Here is a 20,809-nt window from a genome sequence, read left to right as displayed (position 1 = left end):
GTTCGAAACCAGCGAGTAACGGCTACTTATGCGACCCACCGCATAAGTGCGCGTCGAGCTATCCTACGACCGTCCCGAACAGGGTGCCCAGGGCGTACGTCACACCGGCCGCCGCACCGCCCAGCGCGAGCTGACGCAGCCCGCTGAACCACCAGGACCGCGCGGTCACCCGGGCCACCACGGCACCGCACCCGAACAGTCCGACCAGCGCGAGCAGCAGCGCGGGCCACAGCGTCGCCGCCCCGAGCAGGAACGGCAGTACGGGAAGGAGCGCGCCCAGCGCGAAGGCGCCGAAGGACGAGACGGCGGCGACGAGCGGGGAGGGCAGATCCCCGGGATCGATGCCCAGCTCCTCCCGGGCATGTATCTCCAGGGCCTGCTCGGGGTCACGGGACAACTGCTTCGCGACCTCACGGGCGAGCGCGGGCTCCACTCCGCGGGACACATACAGGGAGGCGAGCTCCCCTTCCTCGTCCTCCGGGTGCTTGCGCAGCTCGCGCCGCTCGACGTCGAGCTCGGCCTCGACCAGCTCGCGCTGGGAGGCGACGGAGGTGTACTCGCCGGCCGCCATGGAGAAGGCGCCGGCCGCGAGTCCGGCGAGCCCGGTGATGACGACGGTCTGGTGACTGACGGCGCCGCCGACGACACCGGTCATCAGGGCGAGGTTGGAGACGAGACCGTCCATCGCTCCGAACACCGCGGGGCGCAGCCAGCCGCCGTTCACATCACGGTGGGTGTGGTTGTCGCGGTGCGCCTCGTGGAGCGTCGCCTCGGTCTCGATGATGGCCATGCGGTGATCCCCCAGAAGGCTAAGGTAAGGCTAAGTTTGGATGAGTTCTACTCTTCGACAACACTCAACATAAGCCTTTCATTTCCCGCTCACCAGCAAGGAAAGGCTGGGCTAACCTGCGGCTTTACGCTCGAACGCTCATCCGTGACAAGGCTTGATCAGATGTCGACCGGGTGATGCTGCGCTCCGTCAGGCTCTGCCGAAGGCCCCTCGTGGGAGACATCCGTAAAGGGTTCCGCGCCCTGAGGCGCCCTGAGGGAACCCCGTAGGAGAGGCCGCGTATGGCATCGATCGCCTGCATTCCCCCGGTCCCGGCGCCCAAGAACGCCGCCGAACTCCGCGAACGGGCGCGCGGCGCGCTGCTCGGCCTCGCGGTGGGAGACGCCCTCGGCGCACCGGCGGAGAACATGAAGCCCTCGGAGATCCGGGCCCGTTGGGGCCGCATCACGGGTTACGTCGCGGAGAACCCGGCGGGCACCGACGACACGGAGTACGCGATCTTCTCCGGGCTCCTCCTGGCCCGCCACGGCTCGGCCCTCACGCCGACCCATGTGGAGGCGGCCTGGCACGAGTGGATCGCGGACCGCGACGAGGGCCCGTTCCGGGGCGCGGGCTTCAGCGAACGCGGCACCCTGGAGAACCTCAGAAGGGGACTCGCCGCCCCGATCTCGGCCCAGCACCGCCATGCCTGGAGCGACGGCCTGGCCATGCGGGCGGCCCCCTTCGGCGTCTTCGCGGCGGGCCGCCCCGCGGAGGCGGCCCGCCTGGTGGCGATCGACGGTTCGGTGAGCCACGACGGCGAGGGCATCTACGGCGGCCAGGCGGTGGCGGCGGGTGTCGCGGCGGCGATGGCGGGCGCCCCCACCATCGCGGTCGTCGCCTCCGCCCTGGCGGTCGTCCCGGACGACTCCTGGACCGCGCGCTCCCTCCGCCGGGCCGTGGCGGTGGCCCACCGAGGCGAACGCGCGGTCCGCTCCGCGGTCGTCATCGGCGGCTACCCGTGGACCGATCTGGCCCCCGAGGCGGTAGCGCTCGCCTTCGGCGCGTACGCCGCGGCGGACGGCGACTTCGTGGAATCGGTCCTCACGGCGGTCAACATGGGCCGCGACGCGGACACGACGGCGGCGGTCGCGGGCGCCCTCGCGGGCGCGACCCGGGGCGCCTCGTCCATCCCGCCCGACTGGACGACGGCGATCGGCCCGGCACGGGGAAGCTGCCTACCGGCGATGGCCGGCCATCACGTGCTGGACATCGCGGAGTTGCTGGTTCCCGGGGAGGGCGGGAAGTGGGGGGCGGGGAGCGCGCCACGAGAAGAACAACGGGATCAGCGGGAGTACGTGCTGGCCGCGGATGAGGACGAGGTGCGGCTGTGAGGGGGCGGGAGAGCGGGGGCGATGCCTCGGGGCCGATGGCGTACGGGGCTGAACTCACTTCGGTGGCAGGCGAGTTGGCCACACGGCCACGACCCGCAGCCACCCCCGACATCCGCGCGCCCCACCGCACCCCGCTCAACGAGCCGGCGACGAACGGCGAACCCGCGCCCGCTCCCGATGGCGACGCACGCCACGAAACCCTCCTCAACGGGGCGACCGCCAACGGCGATCCCACGCCACAGGCGGCCCCCGCACCCGCCCTCCATCGCGACGCACGCCACCCCGCCCCCCTCAACGGAACAGCCGCCAACGGCGATCGCACCCCACAAGGGCCACCCGCACCCGACGACGAAAGTTGTACGGGTGGTGCGGGTGGGAGACAGGAAGCCGATGGCGGAGGCGAGGCGAGGCGGGTCGAGGGGCTGCTGCTCGGGCTCGCCGCGGGAGACGCCGCGGGTTGGCCCGCCGCGCGCCACCGCGCCACCCGGATGCCCGAGTGGACCCGCCGCCTCACCCGCGAACTGGACACCTTCGCGGAGCAGAACGCGACCACCACCCTCCCCGTCCCCATCGCCCTGAATCAACCCCCCGAGCCCCTGCGCCTGGGCCCCTCCGACGACGCCGAATGGGCAGCCTTCGCCGCAGAGGCCGTACTGAAGGCGGGCGACGACACAGTCCTCGGCGACCTCAGCAGAGAACGCCGCACCCGCGCCGCCATCGACCTCACCTGGAACGCCATCGCCAGCGAGGTCGCCGCCGCGGCGGACCGCGCCCCCGAGGTCGAATCCGCCGTACTCCCCCTCAGAGCACGCATCTCGGTCAGGGCAGGCCTCGGCAACCTCGCGGCAGGCCTGCGCCCACCCGCGACAGGCCACGACAACCCCCACTACTTCGACGACGCGGCCTGCGTCAGAGCCTGCGTCCTCGCGGTGGCCCACCCCGGCGACCCCCAACGCGCCGCCGCGCTGGCCGAGTTCGATGCCCACTACACCCAGGACGGCGACGGAGTCCACGGCGCGAGAGCGATGGCCGCGGCCCTCTCCCTCGCCCTGGTGGGCACGGCCGTGGACGACTGCGTGGCGGCGGCCCTCGCCGAACTCCCGGACGCCACGGAGATCGGCCGCAACGCCCGCCACGCACTGAAGTTGGCCCAGCACAGCGACAGCGCCTTCGCCCTGATCCCCCTCCTGGAACACCAGATCGTCGACCACGTCTACAGCTACGGCATCGCGGCGGCCGAAACCGTCCCGGTGGCCCTGGCGTTGGCGACGGCGTCCCGGGGCCGTATCGCCGAAGCGGTGCCCGCCGCGGCCTGCCTCTCCCGGGTCGCCGACTCCGCCCCGGCCCTCGTGGGCGCCCTCACCGGAGCACTCGGCGGCGGCCGGGCGATCCCCGAAACCTGGCGGGACGCCTGCCGCACCCTCTCCGGCTGCGCCCTCCCCCGCCTCACCGGCACCGACCTCGTGGAACTCGCCGAACTCCTGGAAGCGACACAACCGGCCCCACCAGGAGGATGATTCGGTGCATGCCACCCAAAGAACCCAAAGGACCTGAAGAGCCAGAAAGCAGCCTTCAGGAGAGGATCACCGGCGCCCTGGTCGGCGCGGCGGTCGGCGACGCCCTCGGGGGTCCCGTCGAGGGCTACTCCCCCGACCAGATCCTCGAACGCCACGCCGGTCGCGTCCACGGCATCGTCGGCCCCTGGAACGGCGACGCCTGGCGCACCGCCCGCCCCATCGCGCCGTACCACAAGGGCGACGGCCACGTCACCGACGACACCTTGATGACCCACGCCCTGGTACGGGTCTACGCGACCGTCCGCGACCACCTCGACGCGTACTCCGTCGCCGACCACCTCGTCCCGGATCTGATGCAAAGCCCGCGCTGGATCCCGGAGTTGGAGGCGGAAGCCATCCCGCTCCAGCGCGTCTTCCTCGCGGAGAAGTGGCTCGCGGCCCGCCTGCACTACGGCCACGTCGACCCCCGCGAGGCCGGCGTCGGCAACATCGTCAACTGCGGTGCCGCGATGTACATGGCGCCGGTCGGCCTGGTCAACGCGGCCCATCCGGCGGGCGCTTACGCCGAGGCCCTCGACATCGCGGGCGCCCACCAGTCGTCGTACGGCCGCGAGGCAGCCGGTGTCTTCGCGGCGGCGGTGGCCGCGGCCTGCGTGCCGGGCGCGACCCCGGACTCGGTCGTGGCCGCCTGCCTCTCCCTGGCGAAGGACGGCACCCGCACCGCCATCGAGAAGGTCTGCGAAGTGGCCGCCGCCCACTCGGACTTCGAGTCGGCGCTCGGCCCGCTGCGGGAGGCCGTCGCGCCGTACGACACCGTCGGCCCCGACTACCGCGCTCCCTCCCTGGACGCCCGCCGTCCCTCCCGCACCAAGGCGATCGAGGAACTCCCCGTCGCGCTGGGCATGTTGGTGGTCTCCGGCGGCGACTTCCGGCACGCGGTGCTGGGTTCGGTGAACTACGGCCGGGACTGCGACTCGATCGCGACGATGGCCGGCGCGGTGGCGGGCGCCCTGGGTTCGGCGGTCCCGCAGGACTGGTCGAAGACGGTCGCCGAGGCCAGCCGCCTGGACCTGTGGGAACCGGCGACGGTCCTCACCGCCGTGACCCGCGAGGTCTTCGAGCGCGACGTCCTGCGACGCCGGGCCCACGAGGCGGCGTTCAGCGAGATCGGGGGGCCGCGGTGCTCCGACTGACCTGGGTCCAGCCGGAGGACCTGCTCGGCCACGAGCTGCGCCAGGCCGCCCAGGACGGGCGCGAACCGTCGGCGATCGCGGCGCGCTGGCGGGCGGCGGGCGGTGCGGAGGCACCGGAACGGGCGGGTGCGTCCGCCGGCCTCCCCTCCCGCTACCTCCGGTTGCTCGCGGAGGACCTGCTGGACGAACTGGCCGACCTGCCCAGCGGGTTGGCGGACCAGGAGCCCACTGACCTGGCACGCGTCAAAGCCCTGTGCCCCAACTGGCCCGCCCCGCAAGCCGCTTCCCCACCCCGCCCGGCCCTCTTCGAGGCCGCCTGGCTGGGCCGCGCCGTCGGCTGTCTGCTCGGCAAGCCCGTCGAGAAGATCACCCTCGACGGCATCCGCCAACTCGCCCGCGCCACCGGCAACTGGCCCCTCACCACCTACTTCACCGCCCGGGGCGTTCCCGCCGACCTCCTCGCCGCCCACCCCTGGAACCGCCGCTCCGCCCCCACCTCCCTGGCCGAGAACATCGACGGCATGCCCGAGGACGACGACCTCAACTACCCCCTGTTGAACCTTCTGTTGCTACAGCGCCACGGCAGGGACTTCACCACCGCCGACGTGGCGAAGCTCTGGCTCGACGAACTCCCCGCAGGCCGCACCTTCACCGCCGAACGCATCGCCTACCGCAACCTCCTCACCGGCCTGGAACCCCCGCGCACGGCCCGCCACCGCAACCCGTTCCGCGAGTGGATCGGCGCCCTGATCCGTGCCGACGTGCACGGCTGGACCAACCCCGGAAACCCGGGCGCCGCCGCCGAACAGGCCCATCGCGACGCCACGTTGACCCACACCGCGAACGGCGTCTACGCGGCGATGTTCACGGCCGCCGTCATCGCCACCGCGACCACCGGCACCCACGACATCCACACCTGTCTGCGCACGGGACTGACCGTCGTCCCGCCCGCCTCCCGCCTCGCCACGGCGATCCACCACGCCCTCCGACTGGCCAGGAAACACTGGGACTTCGACGAGGTGGTGGACCACCTCCACGCCGCCTACGGCCGAACCCACCACTGGGTGCACGCGATCCCCAACACCGCCCTGATCACCGCCGCCCTCACCCACGCGGACGGTGACTTCACCGGCTCCATCTGCCGTGCCGTGTCCGGGGGTTGGGACACCGACTCCAACGGCGCCACGGTCGGCGGCATCGCCGCGCTCGTCTCGGGCACCGCGCTCCCCGACCGCTGGACGGCCCCGCTCAAGAACCGGCTCGCCACCTCTGTGGGCGACTTCAACGGCATCGGCTTCGACACCCTCGCCCGGCTCACCCATCAGGAGACCGTCCGCCCATGACCCACATCGCCGTGCTCGGCAGCACGAACATGGACCTCGTCGCCTACGTCGAGAAGGCCCCGCAGCGCGGAGAGACCGTGACGGGACGGGAGTTCCGCACGATCCCCGGCGGCAAGGGCGCCAACCAGGCGATCGCCGCGGCCCACGCGGGCGCGACCGCCGTCACGATCGTCGGCGCGGTCGGCAACGACGCCTACGGCGCCCAACTCCGCGCCACCTTCGAACACTCCGGGGTCGACACCGACCATCTGCGCACCGTCGAGGGCCCGTCCGGCACCGCGCACATCGTCGTGGACGACGAGGGCGGCAACGCGATCGTCGTCGTCCCCGCCGCCAACGGCACCGTCGACCATCTCGCCCCCGGCGACGAGGCGACGATCGCCACGGCCGACGCCCTGCTCCTCCAACTGGAGATCCCCCTGGTCGCGGTGGTCGCGGGCGCGGAGGCGGCCCGCCGCCACGGCGTCCGGACGATCCTCACCCCCGCCCCGGCCCAGCCCCTGCCGCCCCAACTCCTGGCCGCGGTGGACCTGTTGGTCCCGAACGAACACGAGGCCACCACCCTCACCGGCCGCACCGACCCGCACGAGGCCGCGGCGGCCCTGCTCGACCAGGTGCCCGAGGTGATCGTCACGCTGGGCGCGGCGGGCAGTCTGTACGCGGCCAGGGGCGCGGAGCCGTTCCTCGTGCCCGCACCTCAGGTGACCGCCGTGGACTCGACGGGCGCGGGCGACACCTTCGTCGGCGCGCTCGCGGTGGCGCTCGCCGAGGGCCGTCCGATGCGGGACGCGCTGGCCTGGGCGGCAGCGGCGGCGGCCCTGTCGGTGCAGCGGCCGGGGGCGACGGCGTCGATGCCGTTCCGCGCGGAGATCGACAAGCAGTACGCCTCATGACCGAGCCGACCTCAACCCCCCTGTCGGGGCTGCGTGTTCTCGACCTCGCGACGCTCTTCGCCGGGCCTCTCGCCGCCACCATGCTCGGTGACTTCGGCGCCGAGGTCATCAAGGTCGAGCACCCCACCAAGCCGGACCCGTCCCGGGGGCACGGCCCCTCCAAGGACGGCATCGGCCTCTGGTGGAAGCTCCTCGGCCGCAACAAGCGCGCGATCACCCTCGACCTGTCGAAGCCGGGCGGGCGCGACACCTTGCTCCGGCTGGCCGCGACCGCCGATGTGATCATCGAGAACTTCCGCCCCGGCACCCTGGAGAAATGGGACCTCGGCTGGGCCGAACTCTCCGCCGTCAACCCGCGGTTGGTGCTCGCCCGGGTCACCGCATTCGGTCAGTTCGGCCCTTATGCGCATCGCCCCGGCTTCGGCACCCTCGCCGAGGCGATGAGTGGTTTCGCCGCGATCACCGGCGAGCCGGACGCGCCCCCGACGCTCCCGCCGTTCGGTCTCGCCGACTCGATCGCGGGCCTGGCGACGGCGTATGCCGTGATGACCGCTCTCGCCGCACGTGACCGCACCGGTGAGGGGCAGGTGGTGGACATGGCGATCATCGAACCGATCCTCACCGCGCTGGGCCCGCAGCCCCTCTGGTACGACCAGCTCGGTCACGTCCAGCCGCGCACCGGCAACCGCTCCCAGAACAACGCCCCGCGCAACACCTACCGTACGGCGGACGGCAGTTGGGTCGCCGTCTCCACCTCGGCGCAGTCGATCGCCGAGCGCGTGATGCGCCTGGTCGGCCGCCCGGAACTGATCGACGAACCATGGTTCGCGACGGGCGCGGACCGGGCCCGGCACGCCGATGTCCTGGACGCGGCGGTCGGCGACTGGATCGCGCGGCGCACCCGCGCGGAGGTGCTCGCCGCGTTCGAGAAGGCGGAGGCCGCGGTCGCCCCGATCCAGGACGTACGGGACGTCATGGCGGACCCGCAGTACCAGGCCCTCGACACGATCACCACCGTCGACGACCCCGAACTCGGCCCGCTCCGCATGCAGAACGTCCTCTTCCGTCTCTCCGCCACCCCCGGCGCGATCCGCTGGACCGGCCGCCCGCACGGCGCCGACACGGACCCGGTCCTGACCGAACTCGGCCTGACCGAAGCCGAGTTGACCGCTCTGCGGCAGGCGGGCGCCCTGTGACCCCGCACCCCCTGACCTGGCTCTACGTCCCCGGCGACCGCCCGCCGGTGGTGGCCAAGGCGCTCGCGGCCGGCGCGGACGTGGTCGTCGTCGACCTGGAGGACGCGGTCGCCCCGGACCGCAAGGAGTACGCCCGCGCGGCCACGGCGGAGCTGCTCTCGGAACCCCGGCCCGACGTCCACGTCCGCGTGAACGCCCTCGACACCCCCTGGGCCGCCGACGATCTCCGGGCGCTCGCACCCCTCCCGGGCGTGTCCGGCCTACGGCTCCCGAAGGTGACAGCGGCGGAGGACGTCGTCACCGTGGCGGAGCAGACCCGCGACCTCCCCCTGTACGCCCTCCTGGAATCGGCCCTCGGTATCGAGCGGGCCTTCGCGATCGCCGCCGCGCATCCCGCCGTGCACGGGGTAGCGCTCGGGGAGGCGGATCTCCGGGCCGACCTGGGGGTACGGGAGGACGCGGGGCTGGACTGGTCGCGTTCCCGGGTGATCGTCGCCGCGCGGGCGGCGGGGCTGGCGCCGCCGCCGCAGTCCGTCCATCCGGACATCCGCGATCTGGACTCCTTGGCGGCCTCGTGCGCGCACGGCCGTGCCCTGGGCTTCCTCGGTCGTGCGGCGATCCATCCCCGTCAGCTCCCGGTCATCGAGAGCGCGTTCCTGCCGACCGAGCGGGAGATCGAGGAGGCCGAGACGATCGTCAAGGCGGCCATGGCGGAGGAGGGCGCGCAGGCGCTGGCCGACGGGCGGTTCATCGACGCGGCGGTGGTGGCGGCGGCCCGGCGGACCCTGTCGCTGGCCCGCCGCACCTGACACACGACGAGGGCGCCCCGTCGGACACGGGGCGCCCTCGTCGTCGTAGAACCCGCCGTCAGCTCTTCTTCGCCGACTCCGGCTCGTCCTTCTTGATGTCCTCGGTCTCGGTGTCCGGGGCGTCGTCCTTGGCCTCGGGCTCCGGGGTGTCGGTGGCCGCGGTCTCCTCGGTGTCGGCCTTCGGCTCGGTGTCGCCGTCGGTCCCGTCGGCCGGGGTGTCCGTCTCGGGCTCGACGATCTCCTCGCGGCCGGGACGCTTCTTCGCCGAGACGATCATGTAGACCACCGCGAGGACGAAGACGACCATCGCGGTCCAGTCGTTCAGCCGCAGGCCCAGGAAGTGGTGGGCGTCGTCGACGCGCATGTACTCGATCCAGCCGCGGCCCACACAGTAGGCGGCGACGTAGAGCGCGAACGCCCGGCCGTGGCCCAGCTTGAAGCGGCGGTCGGCCCAGATCACGAGGAAGCCGACGCCGACGCACCACAGCGACTCGTACAGGAAGGTCGGGTGGTAGTAGCCCGGCACCCGGCCGTCCGTGGAGGACGTGATGTGCAGCGCCCAGGGGAGGTGGGTCTCGCGGCCGTAGAGCTCCTGGTTGAACCAGTTGCCCCAGCGGCCGATGGCCTGGGCGAAGGCGATGCCGGGGGCCAGCGCGTCGGCCCAGGCGGGCAGCGGGATGCCACGGCGGCGGCAGCCGATCCACGCGCCCACCGCGCCGAGCGCGATCGCGCCCCAGATGCCGAGGCCGCCCTGCCACACCTTGAAGGCGTCCACCCAGTCACGGCCCTCGCTGAAGTACAGCTCGTAGTCCGTGATCACGTGGTACAGGCGACCGCCGACGAGGCCGAACGGCACGGCCCAGACGGCGATGTCGGCCACCGTCCCGACCTTGCCGCCGCGGGCGACCCAGCGTTTGTTGCCGAGCCAGACGGCGACGAAGACGCCGATGATGATGCAGAACGCGTAACCGCGCAGCGGAATGGGGCCGAGGTGGATGACCCCGCGCGACGGGCTGGGAATGTAGGCAAGTTCCATGGCAGGGTCGACGCTACCGTGCCGGACCGTGACCACGGCAAGCGGCCCGGCTACGGCTCCATAACGGGCCGGTGTGAAAACCGGCCCGCGCCTTACCCCTTGTTCGCCGCCTGGACCAGCTGCTTCAGCTTCGCCGGGGTCATCGTCTGGTCCGCGTAGATGTTCTTGCCGTCGAAGAGGACGGTCGGGGTGCCGGTGAATCCGCCCGCCTGGAAGGCCGCGGCCGACTTCTGGACCCAGCTGTCGTGCGCACCGCTGTTGACGCACTTCCTGAAGGCGGGCGTGTCGAGGCCGCTGACCTTGCCCGCCAGCTCGATCAGCTTGGCGTTGCTCGCGTAGGCGTCGTCCGTCTCCTTGGGCTGGTTCTCGTACAGCACGTCGTGGAAGTCGCGGAACTTTCCGGCGTCCTGGGCGCAGGCCGCCGCGTTCGCCGCGCGCTTGGAGCCGGTGCCGCCGAGGTTGCCGTCGATCAGCGTGACCAGGTGGTACTGCACCTTGAGCTGGCCGGAGTCGGTCAGCTCGCGGAGCGTCGGGCGGTACGCCGTCTCGAAGGCCTGGCAGGCCGGGCAGCGGAAGTCCTCCCACACCGTGAGCGTCGGCTTGGCGCTGTCCTTGCCGACCTGGATCGCCAGGCTGTCCTTGCCGGTCGCCCCGGAGGGCGCGACGACCGGGCCCGCCTTGCTGCTGCCGCTGTCCTTGCCGTGGTTCGCGGCGAGGACGCCGACCACCGTCGCAAGACCCAGCACGCAGACCACGCTCGCGGCCACGATCAGCGTGCGCCGCCGCCTCTCCGCGGCCTTCTGCTTCTCACGCTCGACCGCCAGCCGCTCGCGGGCGGTGCGCTTTCCGTCACGGTTCTTCTCGCTCACACCCCGCAGAACGAACCGGGGAGGCGCAGCGCGCCTCCCCGGTCCCAGGTCCACCCGTTCGAGTGACCACATGTTCTGTTCCGTGCCGAGCAGCTTCTACGACTGTCCGCGCACGCCCTTCGCGAGGTCGCCCGCGAGCGCGCGGACCGCCTCGACGCCGGCCGCGTCGTCCGGCGCGTCCAGCATCCGCTTGACGAAGGCCGAGCCGACGATCACGCCGTCCGCGAAGCGGGCCACCTCGGCGGCCTGCCGGGCGTCGGAGACACCGAGTCCGACGCACACGGGCGTGTCGGTGGTGGCCCGGGTGCGCTCGACGAGGTCCTGGGCCTGCGCGCCGACCGACTCACGGGTGCCGGTGACGCCCATCAGCGAGGCGGCGTAGACGAAGCCGGTGCCGACCTTGGTGATCTCGGCGAGGCGGGCGTCCTTGCTGCTGGGCGCGACCACGAAGACCGTGGCGAGCCCGTGCTTCTCCGCGTGCTCCCTCCACAGGCCCGCCTCCTGGACGGGCAGGTCGGGCAGGATGCACCCGGCGCCGCCCGCCTCGGCCAGCTCGGCGGTGAAGCGCTCGACGCCGTAGCGGTCGATGGGGTTCCAGTACGTCATGACGAGCACCGGCTTGCCGGTCGCCGCGTGGGCCTCGCGGACCGTGCGCATGACGTCGGCGATCTTGACGCCGCCGCGCAGGGCGATGTCGTCGGCGGTCTGGATGACGGGGCCGTCGAGGACGGGGTCGCTGTGCGGCAGACCCACCTCCACGATGTCGGCGCCGCCGTCGAAGGCCGCCTTGATCGCCGCGATGCCACCGTCCACGGTCGGGAACCCGGCCGGGAGGTAGGCGATGAGCGCGGCGCGTCCCTCGGCCTTGGCGGCGGCGAGGGTGTCGCTCAACAGCCGGATGTTGCCGCTCACTTGGCGTCCCCCTCGATCTCGGCGGTGTCGGCCGCGTCGGCGGCGACCTCGGCGTCGGTGTCGTACAGGCCGAAGTAGCGCGCGGCCGTGTCCATGTCCTTGTCGCCGCGCCCGGACAGGTTGACGACGATCAGCCCGTCCTTGCCCAGCTCCTTGCCGACCTCCAGCGCGCCGGCGAGCGCGTGGGCGCTCTCGATGGCCGGGATGATGCCCTCGGTGCGCGACAGCAGGCGCAGGGCCTGCATGGCCGCGTCGTCGGTGACCGCGCGGTACTCGCCCCGGCCGCTGTCCTTGAGGTAGGAGTGCTCGGGGCCGATGCCCGGGTAGTCCAGACCGGCCGAGATCGAGTACGGCTCGGTGATCTGGCCCTCCTCGTCCTGGAGGACGTAGGACCGCGAACCGTGCAGGATGCCGGGCTCGCCCGCGGTCAGCGTGGCCGCGTGCTCGCCCGTCTCGACGCCGTGCCCGGCGGGCTCGCAGCCGATGAGGCGTACGTCGGTGTCCGGGATGAACGCGTGGAAGAGGCCGATGGCGTTCGAGCCGCCGCCGACGCAGGCGATCGCCGCGTCCGGGAGGCGTCCGGCGCGCTCCAGGATCTGGCGGCGGGCCTCGACGCCGATCACGCGGTGGAAGTCGCGGACCATGGCGGGGAAGGGGTGCGGGCCGGCGACCGTGCCGAAGAGGTAGTGCGTGCGGTCGACGTTGGCGACCCAGTCGCGGAACGCCTCGTTGATCGCGTCCTTCAGGGTGCGGCTGCCGGACTTCACGGCGATGACCTCGGCGCCGAGCATGCGCATGCGGGCGACGTTGAGGGCCTGGCGCTCGGTGTCGATCTCGCCCATGTAGATGGTGCATTCGAGGCCGAACAGGGCGCAGGCGGTGGCGGTGGCGACGCCGTGCTGACCGGCGCCGGTCTCCGCGATGACCCGGGTCTTGCCCATGCGCTTGGTGAGCAGGGCCTGACCGAGGACGTTGTTGATCTTGTGGGAGCCGGTGTGGTTCAGGTCCTCGCGCTTGAGGAAGATCCGCGCACCGCCCGCGTGTTCCGCGAAGCGGGGCACCTCCGTGAACGCGCTCGGCCTGCCGGTGTAGTTGACGAGGAGGTCGTCCAGCTCTCGGGCGAACTCCGGGTCGTGCTTGGCCTTGTCGTACTCCACGGCGACCTCGTCCACGGCGGCGACGAGGGCCTCCGGGATGAACTTGCCGCCGAACGCCCCGAAGTAGCCCTCGGGGCTGGGGACTTGACCGTCGGGGTCGGGAATGAAGAACTCGCTGGGCATGCGGAAACCTCACGGTGAGTTTGTGGGAAAACGGATCGCCGTGGGGGCGGAGCTTGTCGTACGACCTCAGGCCGTGTGTGGCTGGTCGCGCAGTTCCCCGCGCCCCTGAGGGGCGCGCTGCCATCGGCGACCGTTCACCTGCCCAGGTTCGTCACCGATGACGTAACGCACGCGACGGCCGTGGACCCGCCTCGCGGGCGCACGGCAGCCCCGCGGACGGCAGCCGCGCGCGAGGCGGGCGTGCCGGTCCATGGGCGTCAGGGTGAGGGTCATCGGGCGTCAGCCTAGCGGGTGATCAGCCGCGGCCGTGGCGGAGTGCGGGGTGTTCGCCCGCCGCCACCAGATCCGAGACCGCCGACTTGGGGTCGCGGCCGGTGACCAGGGACTCGCCCACCAGGACCGCGTCGGCGCCCGCGTTGGCGTAGGCGATGAGGTCGTGGGGGCCGCGGACGCCGGACTCGGCGATCTTGACGATGTGGGCCGGGATCTCGGGGGCGACGCGCTCGAAGGTGCCGCGGTCGACCTCGAGGGTCTTGAGGTTGCGGGCGTTGACGCCGATGATCTTCGCGCCGGCGTCGACCGCGCGGTCGACCTCGTCCTCGTCGTGGACCTCGACGATCGGCGTGAGGCCGATCGACTCGGCGCGCTCGATGAGGGACTCCAGGGCGGGCTGGTCCAGGGCCGCGACGATCAGCAGGGCGAGGTCGGCGCCGTAGGCACGGGCCTCCCAGAGCTGGTACGACGTGACGATGAAGTCCTTGCGGAGGACGGGGATGTCCACCCGCGCGCGGACGGCCTCCAGGTCGGCCAGCGAGCCGCCGAAGCGGCGCTGTTCGGTGAGGACGGAGATGACGGCGGCGCCGCCCGCCTCGTAGTCCGCGGCGAGGCCCGCCGGGTCGGCGATCGCGGCCAGCGCGCCCTTGGAGGGGCTGGAGCGCTTGACCTCGCAGATGACCTTGACGCCGTCGCCGCGCAGGGCGGCCACGCCGTCCTTGGCCGCGGGAGCCTTCGCCGCGCGCTCCTTGAGCTCGTCGAGGCTGACGCGCGCCTGCCGTTCCGCCAGGTCGGCACGGACTCCGTCGATGATCTCGTCGAGCACACTCACGCGAGCGGCCCCCTTCCGGACGGTGGAAAAGCCATGGTCACATCTGACCTCGATGGTATCCGGAGGAAGGCGTAGGCCTCGCATCCGGTTGACACCGGTCCCACTACCTGGACATGTGTCGGTTGATCAAGGATGTAGCCAGCCACCGAACGGCAGGTTCCGGACAACCGTGAAGACCAGCGCCGACACGCCCAGGCTCCACAGCTGGACCCGGCCGAGTTCGATCCGGGCGGGCCGGCCGCGCGCCGCACGGACCACCCAGACGGTCCATACGACCGTGAAGGCCAGATAGCCCACCACGGCGATCGCGTTGTCCTGGAGCGCCGCCAGGAAGTCCCCGTGGATGAACTCGTGCGCGCTGCGCAGACCGCCGCAGCCGGGGCAGTACAGGCCGGTGAGGCGGTACAGGGGGCAGACGGGGTAGTGGCCCGGCTGGTTCGGGTCGACGGTGCCCACATAGGCGAAGGCTCCGGCGACGGCCGCGAGGACGCCGGCGGGCACGGCCACGCGGTTCAGCACGGACGCGGCACCGGGCGTGGTGCCGGGGGCGCGCGTCTTCGGCGGGCTCTGGCTGTCGGCGTTCACGTCTCGCATTGTGCCCCTGGTCCTCGTGTGCGGCACGCGCGCGTGAGGGGCGGCCCCGGGTGCTCAGCGCACCGGGGACGCCCCTCACGGGGTGGCTGACAGCTACGGCTCAGTTGTCGGCGTGGGCCGTCTTGCCGAGCAGCGGGGTCAGGTCCTGGGGACGGTCCTTGGGCATGCCCATCCCCATCGCGCTCATGACCCAGCCGACGATGCCGCCGACGACCACGAGGGCCATGCCGGCCCAGAAGCCGGCCGGCTGCGCCATCACCATGAAGGCGCCCGCGACGCAGAATCCGATGAAGGCGATCGTGACACCGGTCCAGGCGGCCAAAGTGTGACCGTGGCTGTTGCCCGCCATGACTTGCTCCTCGTTGCTGTGTACGTGTGTGAGCAGACGCTCACGCTTCATTGTTCCGCACGCGAGCGGAAGCGATGCTCCGGGGTGGCACCGTGTCCGCCGCGGTTCGAGAGCGCCTCCGAAGGGGCGCGGGGCTGTGTCCAGGTGCGGCTCCGCCGACGGGCGCGACCGGCCGGGACGGTGCCGGGGCCGCCGCGGCGGACGCTTCCGCGGTCCGAACGGCCGGAGCGCCTACGCCCCGGTGGGGTCCTCGCCCCGGTCCAGGGCCTTCCAGATGTCCTCGGGGCGGTCAGGGTCCCCCACGGGAGCCCGCCGGGGGCGAGGCGCGCCGTTGCGTTCGTAGCGGCCCGACATCGCGGGCCAGCGGCGGCCGTAGAGCAGGGCGAGCAGACCGGCCAGCAGGATCAGGCCGCCGCCCACCGCGGCCACGTACGGCCAGGCCGTGTGGTCGAAGGCGTGGACGACGGACGAGGTGTCACCGGAGGCCTGGGCGGCCTTGTCGTCGAGCGCGGAGCTGTCGGTGGCGCCCAGCAGGGCGGCGGCGACGATGCCCGCGCCGGAGAGCGCGAGGAGGGCGGAGACCGCGAAGCGGCCGGTCCTGCGGACGGCGAAGACGGCGACGAGCGCGGCGAGGCCCACTATGGCGAGCGCCGCGGGCACGCCCGTGACGTCACTGCCCTTGGCGGACAGCGGGAACGCGTCACCGGCCACCGTCGCGGTCCCCATCGACCAGCGCTGACGGGTGGCCAGCAGGGCCACGGCCGCGCCGAGCGCACCGCTGAGCAGGGCCACGGCGAGGCTTCGGCGGCCGGCGCGCGCGGGGCCTTCGCCTTCGGAACGGGGGTGAGGAACAGCAGCAGTCACGGAGTCCACTATCGCTCCAACCCCGGGCGAACCGTCACCCGGGGTTCATATGACCCTCGTCCTATTTCCCGAGCCGGTTCGCCGTGTGCACGGCGCGCAGGACCGCCGCCGCCTTGTTCCGGCACTCCTGGTCCTCCAGTTCGGGGTCCGAGTCGGCGACGATGCCGGCGCCCGCCTGGACGTAGGCGGTGCCGTCGCGGAGGAGGGCCGTACGGATGGCGATGGCGGTGTCGGAGTCGCCCGCGAAGTCGAGGTAGCCGACGCAGCCGCCGTACAACCCCCTTCTGGACGGCTCCAGTTCGTCGATGATCTGCATCGCGCGGGGCTTCGGCGCGCCGGAGAGGGTGCCGGCCGGGAAGCAGGCCGTGAGGACGTCGAAGGCGGTGCGGCCGGGTGCCACGCGGCCGGTGACGGTCGAGACGATGTGCATCACGTGGGAGTAGCGCTCGACGGACATGAAGTCGACGACCTCGACCGAGCCGGGCTCGCAGACGCGTCCCAAATCGTTACGTCCGAGGTCGACGAGCATGAGGTGTTCGGCGCGCTCCTTGGGGTCGGCGAGGAGTTCGTCGGCGAGGGCCTGGTCCTCCTGCGGGGTCGCGCCGCGGTGCCGGGTCCCGGCGATGGGGTGGACCATCGCGCGCCCGTCCTCGACCTTGACCAGGGCCTCCGGGGAGGAGCCGACGACGTCGAAGCCGTCGAAGCGGAACAGGTACATGTACGGCGAGGGGTTGGTCGCCCGGAGCACGCGGTAGACGTCCAACGCGCTTGCCGTGCACGGGGTTTCGAAGCGCTGCGAGGGGACGACCTGGAAGGCCTCGCCCGCGCGGATGCGCTCCTTGATGTCCTCGACGGCCACCTTGAAGTCGGGGCCGCCCCACAGCGCGGTGTACTCGGGCAGCTCGGAGGGCGGGAGCTGGGCGGGCGGCTGGGCCACCGCGCGGGAGAGGTCCGCCTCCATGGTGTCGAGGCGGGCGATGGCGTCCGCGTACGCCTCGTCGACACCGGTGTCGAGGTCGTTGTGGTTGATCGCGTTGGCGATCAGCAGGACCGAGCCCTCCCAGTGGTCCATCACGGCGAGGTCGCTGGTGAGGAGCATGGTCAGCTCGGGGAGCTTGAGGTCGTCGCGCTCGCCGGGGCCGATCTTCTCCAGGCGGCGGACGATGTCGTAGCCGAGATAGCCGACCATGCCGCCGGTGAAGGGCGGCAGGTCCTCCTGGTGGGGGGTGTGCAGGGTCTCGATGGTGGCGCGCAGGGCGGCGAGGGGGTCGCCGTCCACCGGGACGCCGACGGGCGGGGTGCCGAGCCAGTGGGCCTCGCCGTCACGGGACGTGAGGGTGGCGGCGCTGCGGACGCCCACGAAGGAGTACCGGGACCAGGAGCGGCCGTTCTCCGCGGACTCCAGGAGGAAGGTGCCGGGGCGCTCCGCGGCCAGTTTGCGGTAGAGCGCGACCGGGGTGTCGCCGTCGGCGAGGAGCTTGCGGGTGACCGGAATGACGCGACGGTCGGTGGCCAGCTTGCGGAACGTCTCGAGGTCCATGGCGGCTGACCTTACTGATCCGAGGCGGGGGCGCTGGAGACGCCGCCGTCCGTGGGGAGACCGGCTTCGAGGAGCACGTCGGCGTCGAAGCAGGTGCGGTCGCCGGTGTGGCAGGCGGCGCCGACCTGGTCGACCTTCACGAGGACGGTGTCGGCGTCGCAGTCCAGGGCGACCGACCTGACGTGCTGGACGTGGCCCGAGGTGTCGCCCTTCACCCAGTACTCCTGGCGGCTGCGGGACCAGTACGTGCAGCGGCCCGTCGTCAGGGTGCGGTGCAGCGCCTCGTCGTCCATCCAGCCGAGCATGAGCACCTCGCCGGTGTCGTACTGCTGGGCGATCGCGGGGACGAGCCCGTCGGCGCCGCGCTTGAGGCGGGCGGCGATCTCGGGGTCGAGGCTGCTGGACGGAACACCGCGGCGCGAAGCGCCTCCCTGAGGGGTGGAGGCCGGGGGGCGGGCGGGAGTGCTGGTCATGGGTGCCATTGTGCCGCGCCCGACTGACAGTCACGGCCGGGCGTCCACTGTGCGGACCCCGCACGCGGTCGTAGGCTGACGGTATGTCGACCTTCGCGAAGCGTGAACGACTTCTGCTCGCCGATCTCCTGGAGACCGCGGGCCCCGACGCCCCGACCCTCTGCGAGGGCTGGCAGACCCGTGACCTCGCCGCGCACGTGGTGGTGCGCGAGCGCCGTGCCGATGCCGCGGGCGGCATCATGATCAAGCAGCTCGCGCCGCGGCTGGAGCGCGTGATGACGGAGTTCACGGCGAAGCCGTACGAGGAGCTGATCCAGCTGATCCGTACCGGCCCGCCGCGCTTCTCGCCGTTCCAGCTGAAGCAGCTCGACGAGGCGTCCAACACGGTCGAGTTCTATGTCCACACGGAGGACGTACGGCGGGCTCAGGAGGGGTGGACTCCGCGCGAGCTGGACCCGGTGTTCCAGGACGCGCTGTGGTCCCGCCTGGAGCGCATGGCCCGGCTGATGGGCCGTACCGCGCCGACCGGGCTGGTGCTGCGCCGCCCGGACGGCCAGACCGCGGTCGCCCACAAGGGGACGCCGGTCGTGACGGTGACGGGCGAGCCCTCGGAGCTGCTGATGTTCGCCCACGGCCGGCAGAGCGTGGCCAAGGTCGAGCTGGACGGCGACGAGAACGCGATCGCCAAGCTCCAGCAGGCCAAGCAGCTGGGTATCTGAGCGATCAGCCGGGCAGTTCCGCCCGGCGCAGGTCGCGGACGCTCAGGGCGATGACCCCGCCGAGCCCGCACACCGCCGCGCTGACCACGAACACGGGGCCGGTGCCCCACACGCCGATCGCCGCGGCCGACAGAGGCATGCTCAGCGGCGCGAAGCCGAGGCTGACCAGGCCGGACACGGCGGTGACGCGGCCGAGGTACGCGGGGTCGGAGTGGGTCTGGAGCAGGGCTCCGCACATCGCGCCGCTGAGTCCGGCGAGCAGCCCGACGAGCAGGGCCACGCCGACCGCCGTAAGGACGCTCGGGACCTGGGCCAGGGCGCCGATCGCGACGGAACCGGCCATGATCGACCAGCCGGCGATCCGTCCGGCGTGCGGCAGCCGTCCGCGCAGGGTCAGCAGCAGCGCCGCGGCCCCGGCGCCGGTGCCGAAGCCGGAGAGCACCCAGCCCATGCCGGACGCGCCCCAGCCGCGCTCGTCCGCGAGCAGGGTCAGGCCCACGTTGAGGGGGCCGACGAAGCCGAGGTCGCCGAGGGCGATGGCCAGCATCAGCGGGACGAGGACGCGGTGGCCGCGGATGTAGCGCAGGCCGGCCCGGAGGTCGTGCAGGGCGGTGGCGCCGCGCGCGGCGGCGGTGTCGTCGGGGGGCAGGTCCCGCATCCGTACGGAGACCAGCAGCGGCACCGACACGGCGATCAGCAGCCCGGCGACCGCGAACGCCGCCGCCGCGCCGCCGACCGCCACGCCCAGGCCGCCGAGCGGGGCGCCGACGATGCTCGCGAAGCGGATGGCGAGACCCCGCATGCCCTGCACGCGCGCGAGTTGGCCGCGGCTCGTCACGCGCGCGGGGAGTGCGCCCACGGCCGGCATGAACACCGCGTCGACCGTCCCGAACACCACGGCGAGCAGTGCCAGGAGCCACAGTCCGGGGGCGGCCAGGAAGAGCAGCGCGGCGACCGCCAGCACCGCAGCGCAGCGCACCGCGTCGCTCGCGATGACGACCCGGCGCGGCCCGAACCGGTCGGCGACGACTCCCCCGCCGAGCATCAACAGGGCGCGCGGTACGGCGCTGACGGCCATCACGACTCCGGCCTGTGTCGCCGACCCGGCGCGTACCGCGGCCCAGGAGAGGGCGATGTAGTAGACGCTGTCGCCGACCATGGACGCCGTGTAGGCGCCGAGCCAGCGCAGCACGTCGGGGTCGCGGTGGGCGGGCCTGTCGGTGGCCGTGCCGGCGGGTATGAGCGTGGTGGTCACGGGAGTCGGTCCTCTCCGGGGGTCAGACACGGAACGGGAAGCCGTGGACGTGGACGGCGACGTTCTCGCGGCCCTCGGCGTCGCCGGACCGGCTTCGCTCGTCGTACTTCCGCATCAGGGCGACCAACTCCTCGCGCAGCTCGTTCAGTTCGGCCGGGTTCAGCCGCAGGAGGGATTCGCTGTCGGGTGCCGCCGCGTTCCACTCGGGGCCCCAGGTGGAGCGTTCGTCGAGGTAGCGGCGGTACATGTCGTCGCGCTGTTCGTGGAAGAGGCGGGTCGCCGCGAGGTGTGCGGCCGCCTTCTCCGGCGCGTCCCTGAAGTCCCTGTCGCGGATGCTCACGCCTTCCGAGGAGGGCTGCCACCACCGCTCCCGGCCGTCCGAGCTCTGTGCGGGGGCCTCGTCGATCAGCCCGTGCTCGGCGAGCTTGCGCAGGTGGTAGCTGACCAGCGCGACGGCCTCGTCGACCTGGTCGGCGAGCTGGGAGGCGGTGGCCTTCTCCGCCACGCACAGGGCCCGGTACAGCTTCATCCGCAGCGGATGGGCGAGGGCCTTGAGCGTGCCCACGTCCGTGATGGAACGACTCCCCTTGGCTGTCATGCCTGTCACCGTAGATACAAAAGAAAAGTTGCGCAATCTTTTTTGCGCAACTTTCCTTTCCTATCTGCCCACTTGTAAGCCCCGGCCGCCTGGCGACCGGG

The 20,809-nt window shown here is 72.4% G+C and carries 22 protein-coding genes; 8 read left to right on the top strand and 14 right to left on the bottom strand.

Translation table 11 applies throughout. From position 1 onward, the window contains the following. Positions 1-58: 58 nt before the first annotated feature. A complete protein-coding gene (locus ACIRB1_RS10020) occupies positions 59-790 on the bottom strand; it encodes a VIT1/CCC1 transporter family protein (RefSeq protein ID WP_352183736.1) in 732 nt (243 codons plus the stop codon). 281 nt (positions 791-1,071) lie between these two features. Between ACIRB1_RS10020 and ACIRB1_RS10015 the strand changes: the two genes are divergently transcribed. From ACIRB1_RS10015 to ACIRB1_RS09985, 7 genes are all read left to right on the top strand, one after another. Continuing rightward, positions 1,072-2,163 carry an ADP-ribosylglycohydrolase family protein gene (locus tag ACIRB1_RS10015; protein ID WP_403465194.1) on the top strand — a complete coding sequence of 364 codons (1,092 nt, stop codon included), beginning with the start codon at positions 1,072-1,074 and terminating at the stop codon, positions 2,161-2,163. A 62-nt stretch (positions 2,164-2,225) separates the two neighbouring features. Continuing rightward, positions 2,226-3,680 (top strand): ADP-ribosylglycohydrolase family protein, encoded by a 1,455-nt coding sequence (locus ACIRB1_RS10010; RefSeq protein WP_403465193.1) that lies wholly within the window; start codon positions 2,226-2,228, stop codon positions 3,678-3,680. Positions 3,681-3,688: 8 nt separating this feature from the next. Beyond that, a complete protein-coding gene (locus ACIRB1_RS10005) occupies positions 3,689-4,873 on the top strand; it encodes an ADP-ribosylglycohydrolase family protein (RefSeq protein WP_403465192.1) in 1,185 nt (394 codons plus the stop codon). Then, complete coding sequence (locus ACIRB1_RS10000) at positions 4,861-6,216, top strand: ADP-ribosylglycohydrolase family protein (RefSeq protein WP_352183732.1); 1,356 nt, start codon at positions 4,861-4,863, stop codon at positions 6,214-6,216. The genes ACIRB1_RS10005 and ACIRB1_RS10000 overlap by 13 nt, the downstream gene beginning before the upstream one ends. Next, a complete protein-coding gene (rbsK, locus tag ACIRB1_RS09995) occupies positions 6,213-7,109 on the top strand; it encodes a ribokinase (RefSeq protein WP_352183731.1) in 897 nt (298 codons plus the stop codon). The genes ACIRB1_RS10000 and rbsK overlap by 4 nt, the downstream gene beginning before the upstream one ends. Then, entirely contained in the window at positions 7,106-8,305 is a 1,200-nt protein-coding gene (locus ACIRB1_RS09990; RefSeq protein WP_403465191.1) for a CaiB/BaiF CoA transferase family protein, read from the top strand. Before rbsK ends, ACIRB1_RS09990 begins: the two co-directional genes overlap by 4 nt. After that, positions 8,302-9,114 carry an HpcH/HpaI aldolase/citrate lyase family protein gene (locus ACIRB1_RS09985; protein WP_403465190.1) on the top strand — a complete coding sequence of 271 codons (813 nt, stop codon included), beginning with the start codon at positions 8,302-8,304 and terminating at the stop codon, positions 9,112-9,114. Before ACIRB1_RS09990 ends, ACIRB1_RS09985 begins: the two co-directional genes overlap by 4 nt. Positions 9,115-9,172: 58 nt before the next feature. Here ACIRB1_RS09985 and lgt read toward each other — a convergent pair whose 3' ends face one another. The 11 genes from lgt to hisI form a co-directional block, all read right to left on the bottom strand. Beyond that, positions 9,173-10,150 carry a prolipoprotein diacylglyceryl transferase gene (lgt, locus tag ACIRB1_RS09980; protein ID WP_352183728.1) on the bottom strand — a complete coding sequence of 326 codons (978 nt, stop codon included), beginning with the start codon at positions 10,148-10,150 and terminating at the stop codon, positions 9,173-9,175. A gap of 92 nt (positions 10,151-10,242) precedes the next feature. After that, positions 10,243-11,019: a thioredoxin domain-containing protein gene (locus ACIRB1_RS09975; protein WP_352183727.1), complete on the bottom strand. Its 777-nt coding sequence runs from the start codon at positions 11,017-11,019 to the stop codon at positions 10,243-10,245. A 96-nt stretch (positions 11,020-11,115) separates the two neighbouring features. Next, entirely contained in the window at positions 11,116-11,931 is an 816-nt protein-coding gene (gene trpA, locus ACIRB1_RS09970) for a tryptophan synthase subunit alpha (protein ID WP_403465189.1), read from the bottom strand. Beyond that, positions 11,928-13,211 (bottom strand): tryptophan synthase subunit beta, encoded by a 1,284-nt coding sequence (trpB, locus tag ACIRB1_RS09965; protein ID WP_352183725.1) that lies wholly within the window; start codon positions 13,209-13,211, stop codon positions 11,928-11,930. Before trpB ends, trpA begins: the two co-directional genes overlap by 4 nt. A 66-nt stretch (positions 13,212-13,277) precedes the next feature. Further along, a complete protein-coding gene (trpM, locus tag ACIRB1_RS09960; protein ID WP_403465382.1) occupies positions 13,278-13,463 on the bottom strand; it encodes a tryptophan biosynthesis modulator TrpM in 186 nt (61 codons plus the stop codon). A gap of 43 nt (positions 13,464-13,506) precedes the next feature. Next, positions 13,507-14,316, bottom strand: coding sequence for an indole-3-glycerol phosphate synthase TrpC (gene trpC, locus ACIRB1_RS09955; RefSeq protein WP_352183724.1), 810 nt, complete (start codon positions 14,314-14,316; stop codon positions 13,507-13,509). Positions 14,317-14,442: 126 nt separating this feature from the next. Then, positions 14,443-14,910, bottom strand: coding sequence for a DUF2752 domain-containing protein (locus ACIRB1_RS09950; RefSeq protein ID WP_403465188.1), 468 nt, complete (start codon positions 14,908-14,910; stop codon positions 14,443-14,445). A gap of 100 nt (positions 14,911-15,010) precedes the next feature. Further along, on the bottom strand, positions 15,011-15,259 hold the full coding sequence (locus ACIRB1_RS09945) for an HGxxPAAW family protein (RefSeq protein ID WP_352183722.1): 249 nt from the start codon (positions 15,257-15,259) through the stop codon (positions 15,011-15,013). Between the two features lie 231 nt (positions 15,260-15,490). After that, entirely contained in the window at positions 15,491-16,132 is a 642-nt protein-coding gene (locus tag ACIRB1_RS09940) for a TIGR02234 family membrane protein (RefSeq protein WP_403465187.1), read from the bottom strand. A 52-nt stretch (positions 16,133-16,184) separates the two neighbouring features. Further along, positions 16,185-17,663: an anthranilate synthase component I gene (locus ACIRB1_RS09935; protein WP_352183721.1), complete on the bottom strand. Its 1,479-nt coding sequence runs from the start codon at positions 17,661-17,663 to the stop codon at positions 16,185-16,187. 11 nt (positions 17,664-17,674) lie between these two features. Next, entirely contained in the window at positions 17,675-18,136 is a 462-nt protein-coding gene (gene hisI, locus ACIRB1_RS09930) for a phosphoribosyl-AMP cyclohydrolase (RefSeq protein ID WP_352183720.1), read from the bottom strand. Positions 18,137-18,219: 83 nt separating this feature from the next. Between hisI and ACIRB1_RS09925 the strand changes: the two genes are divergently transcribed. After that, a complete protein-coding gene (locus ACIRB1_RS09925) occupies positions 18,220-18,855 on the top strand; it encodes a TIGR03085 family metal-binding protein (RefSeq protein WP_352183719.1) in 636 nt (211 codons plus the stop codon). Positions 18,856-18,859: 4 nt separating this feature from the next. Here ACIRB1_RS09925 and ACIRB1_RS09920 read toward each other — a convergent pair whose 3' ends face one another. After that, the gene (locus ACIRB1_RS09920; protein WP_403465186.1) at positions 18,860-20,110 is read right to left on the bottom strand and encodes an MFS transporter; all 1,251 of its coding nucleotides are present in this window, start codon (positions 20,108-20,110) and stop codon (positions 18,860-18,862) included. Positions 20,111-20,132: 22 nt separating this feature from the next. Then, positions 20,133-20,708 (bottom strand): ArsR/SmtB family transcription factor, encoded by a 576-nt coding sequence (locus tag ACIRB1_RS09915; protein WP_403465185.1) that lies wholly within the window; start codon positions 20,706-20,708, stop codon positions 20,133-20,135. Positions 20,709-20,809: the final 101 nt, after the last annotated feature.

Origin of the sequence: Streptomyces sp. NPDC096013 (genome assembly GCF_044763565.1) — a bacterium.
Taxonomy (GTDB): domain Bacteria; phylum Actinomycetota; class Actinomycetes; order Streptomycetales; family Streptomycetaceae; genus Streptomyces.
The sequence above is the reverse complement of the archived record's forward strand: the minus strand, read 5'-3'. Positions and strand labels throughout refer to the sequence as shown.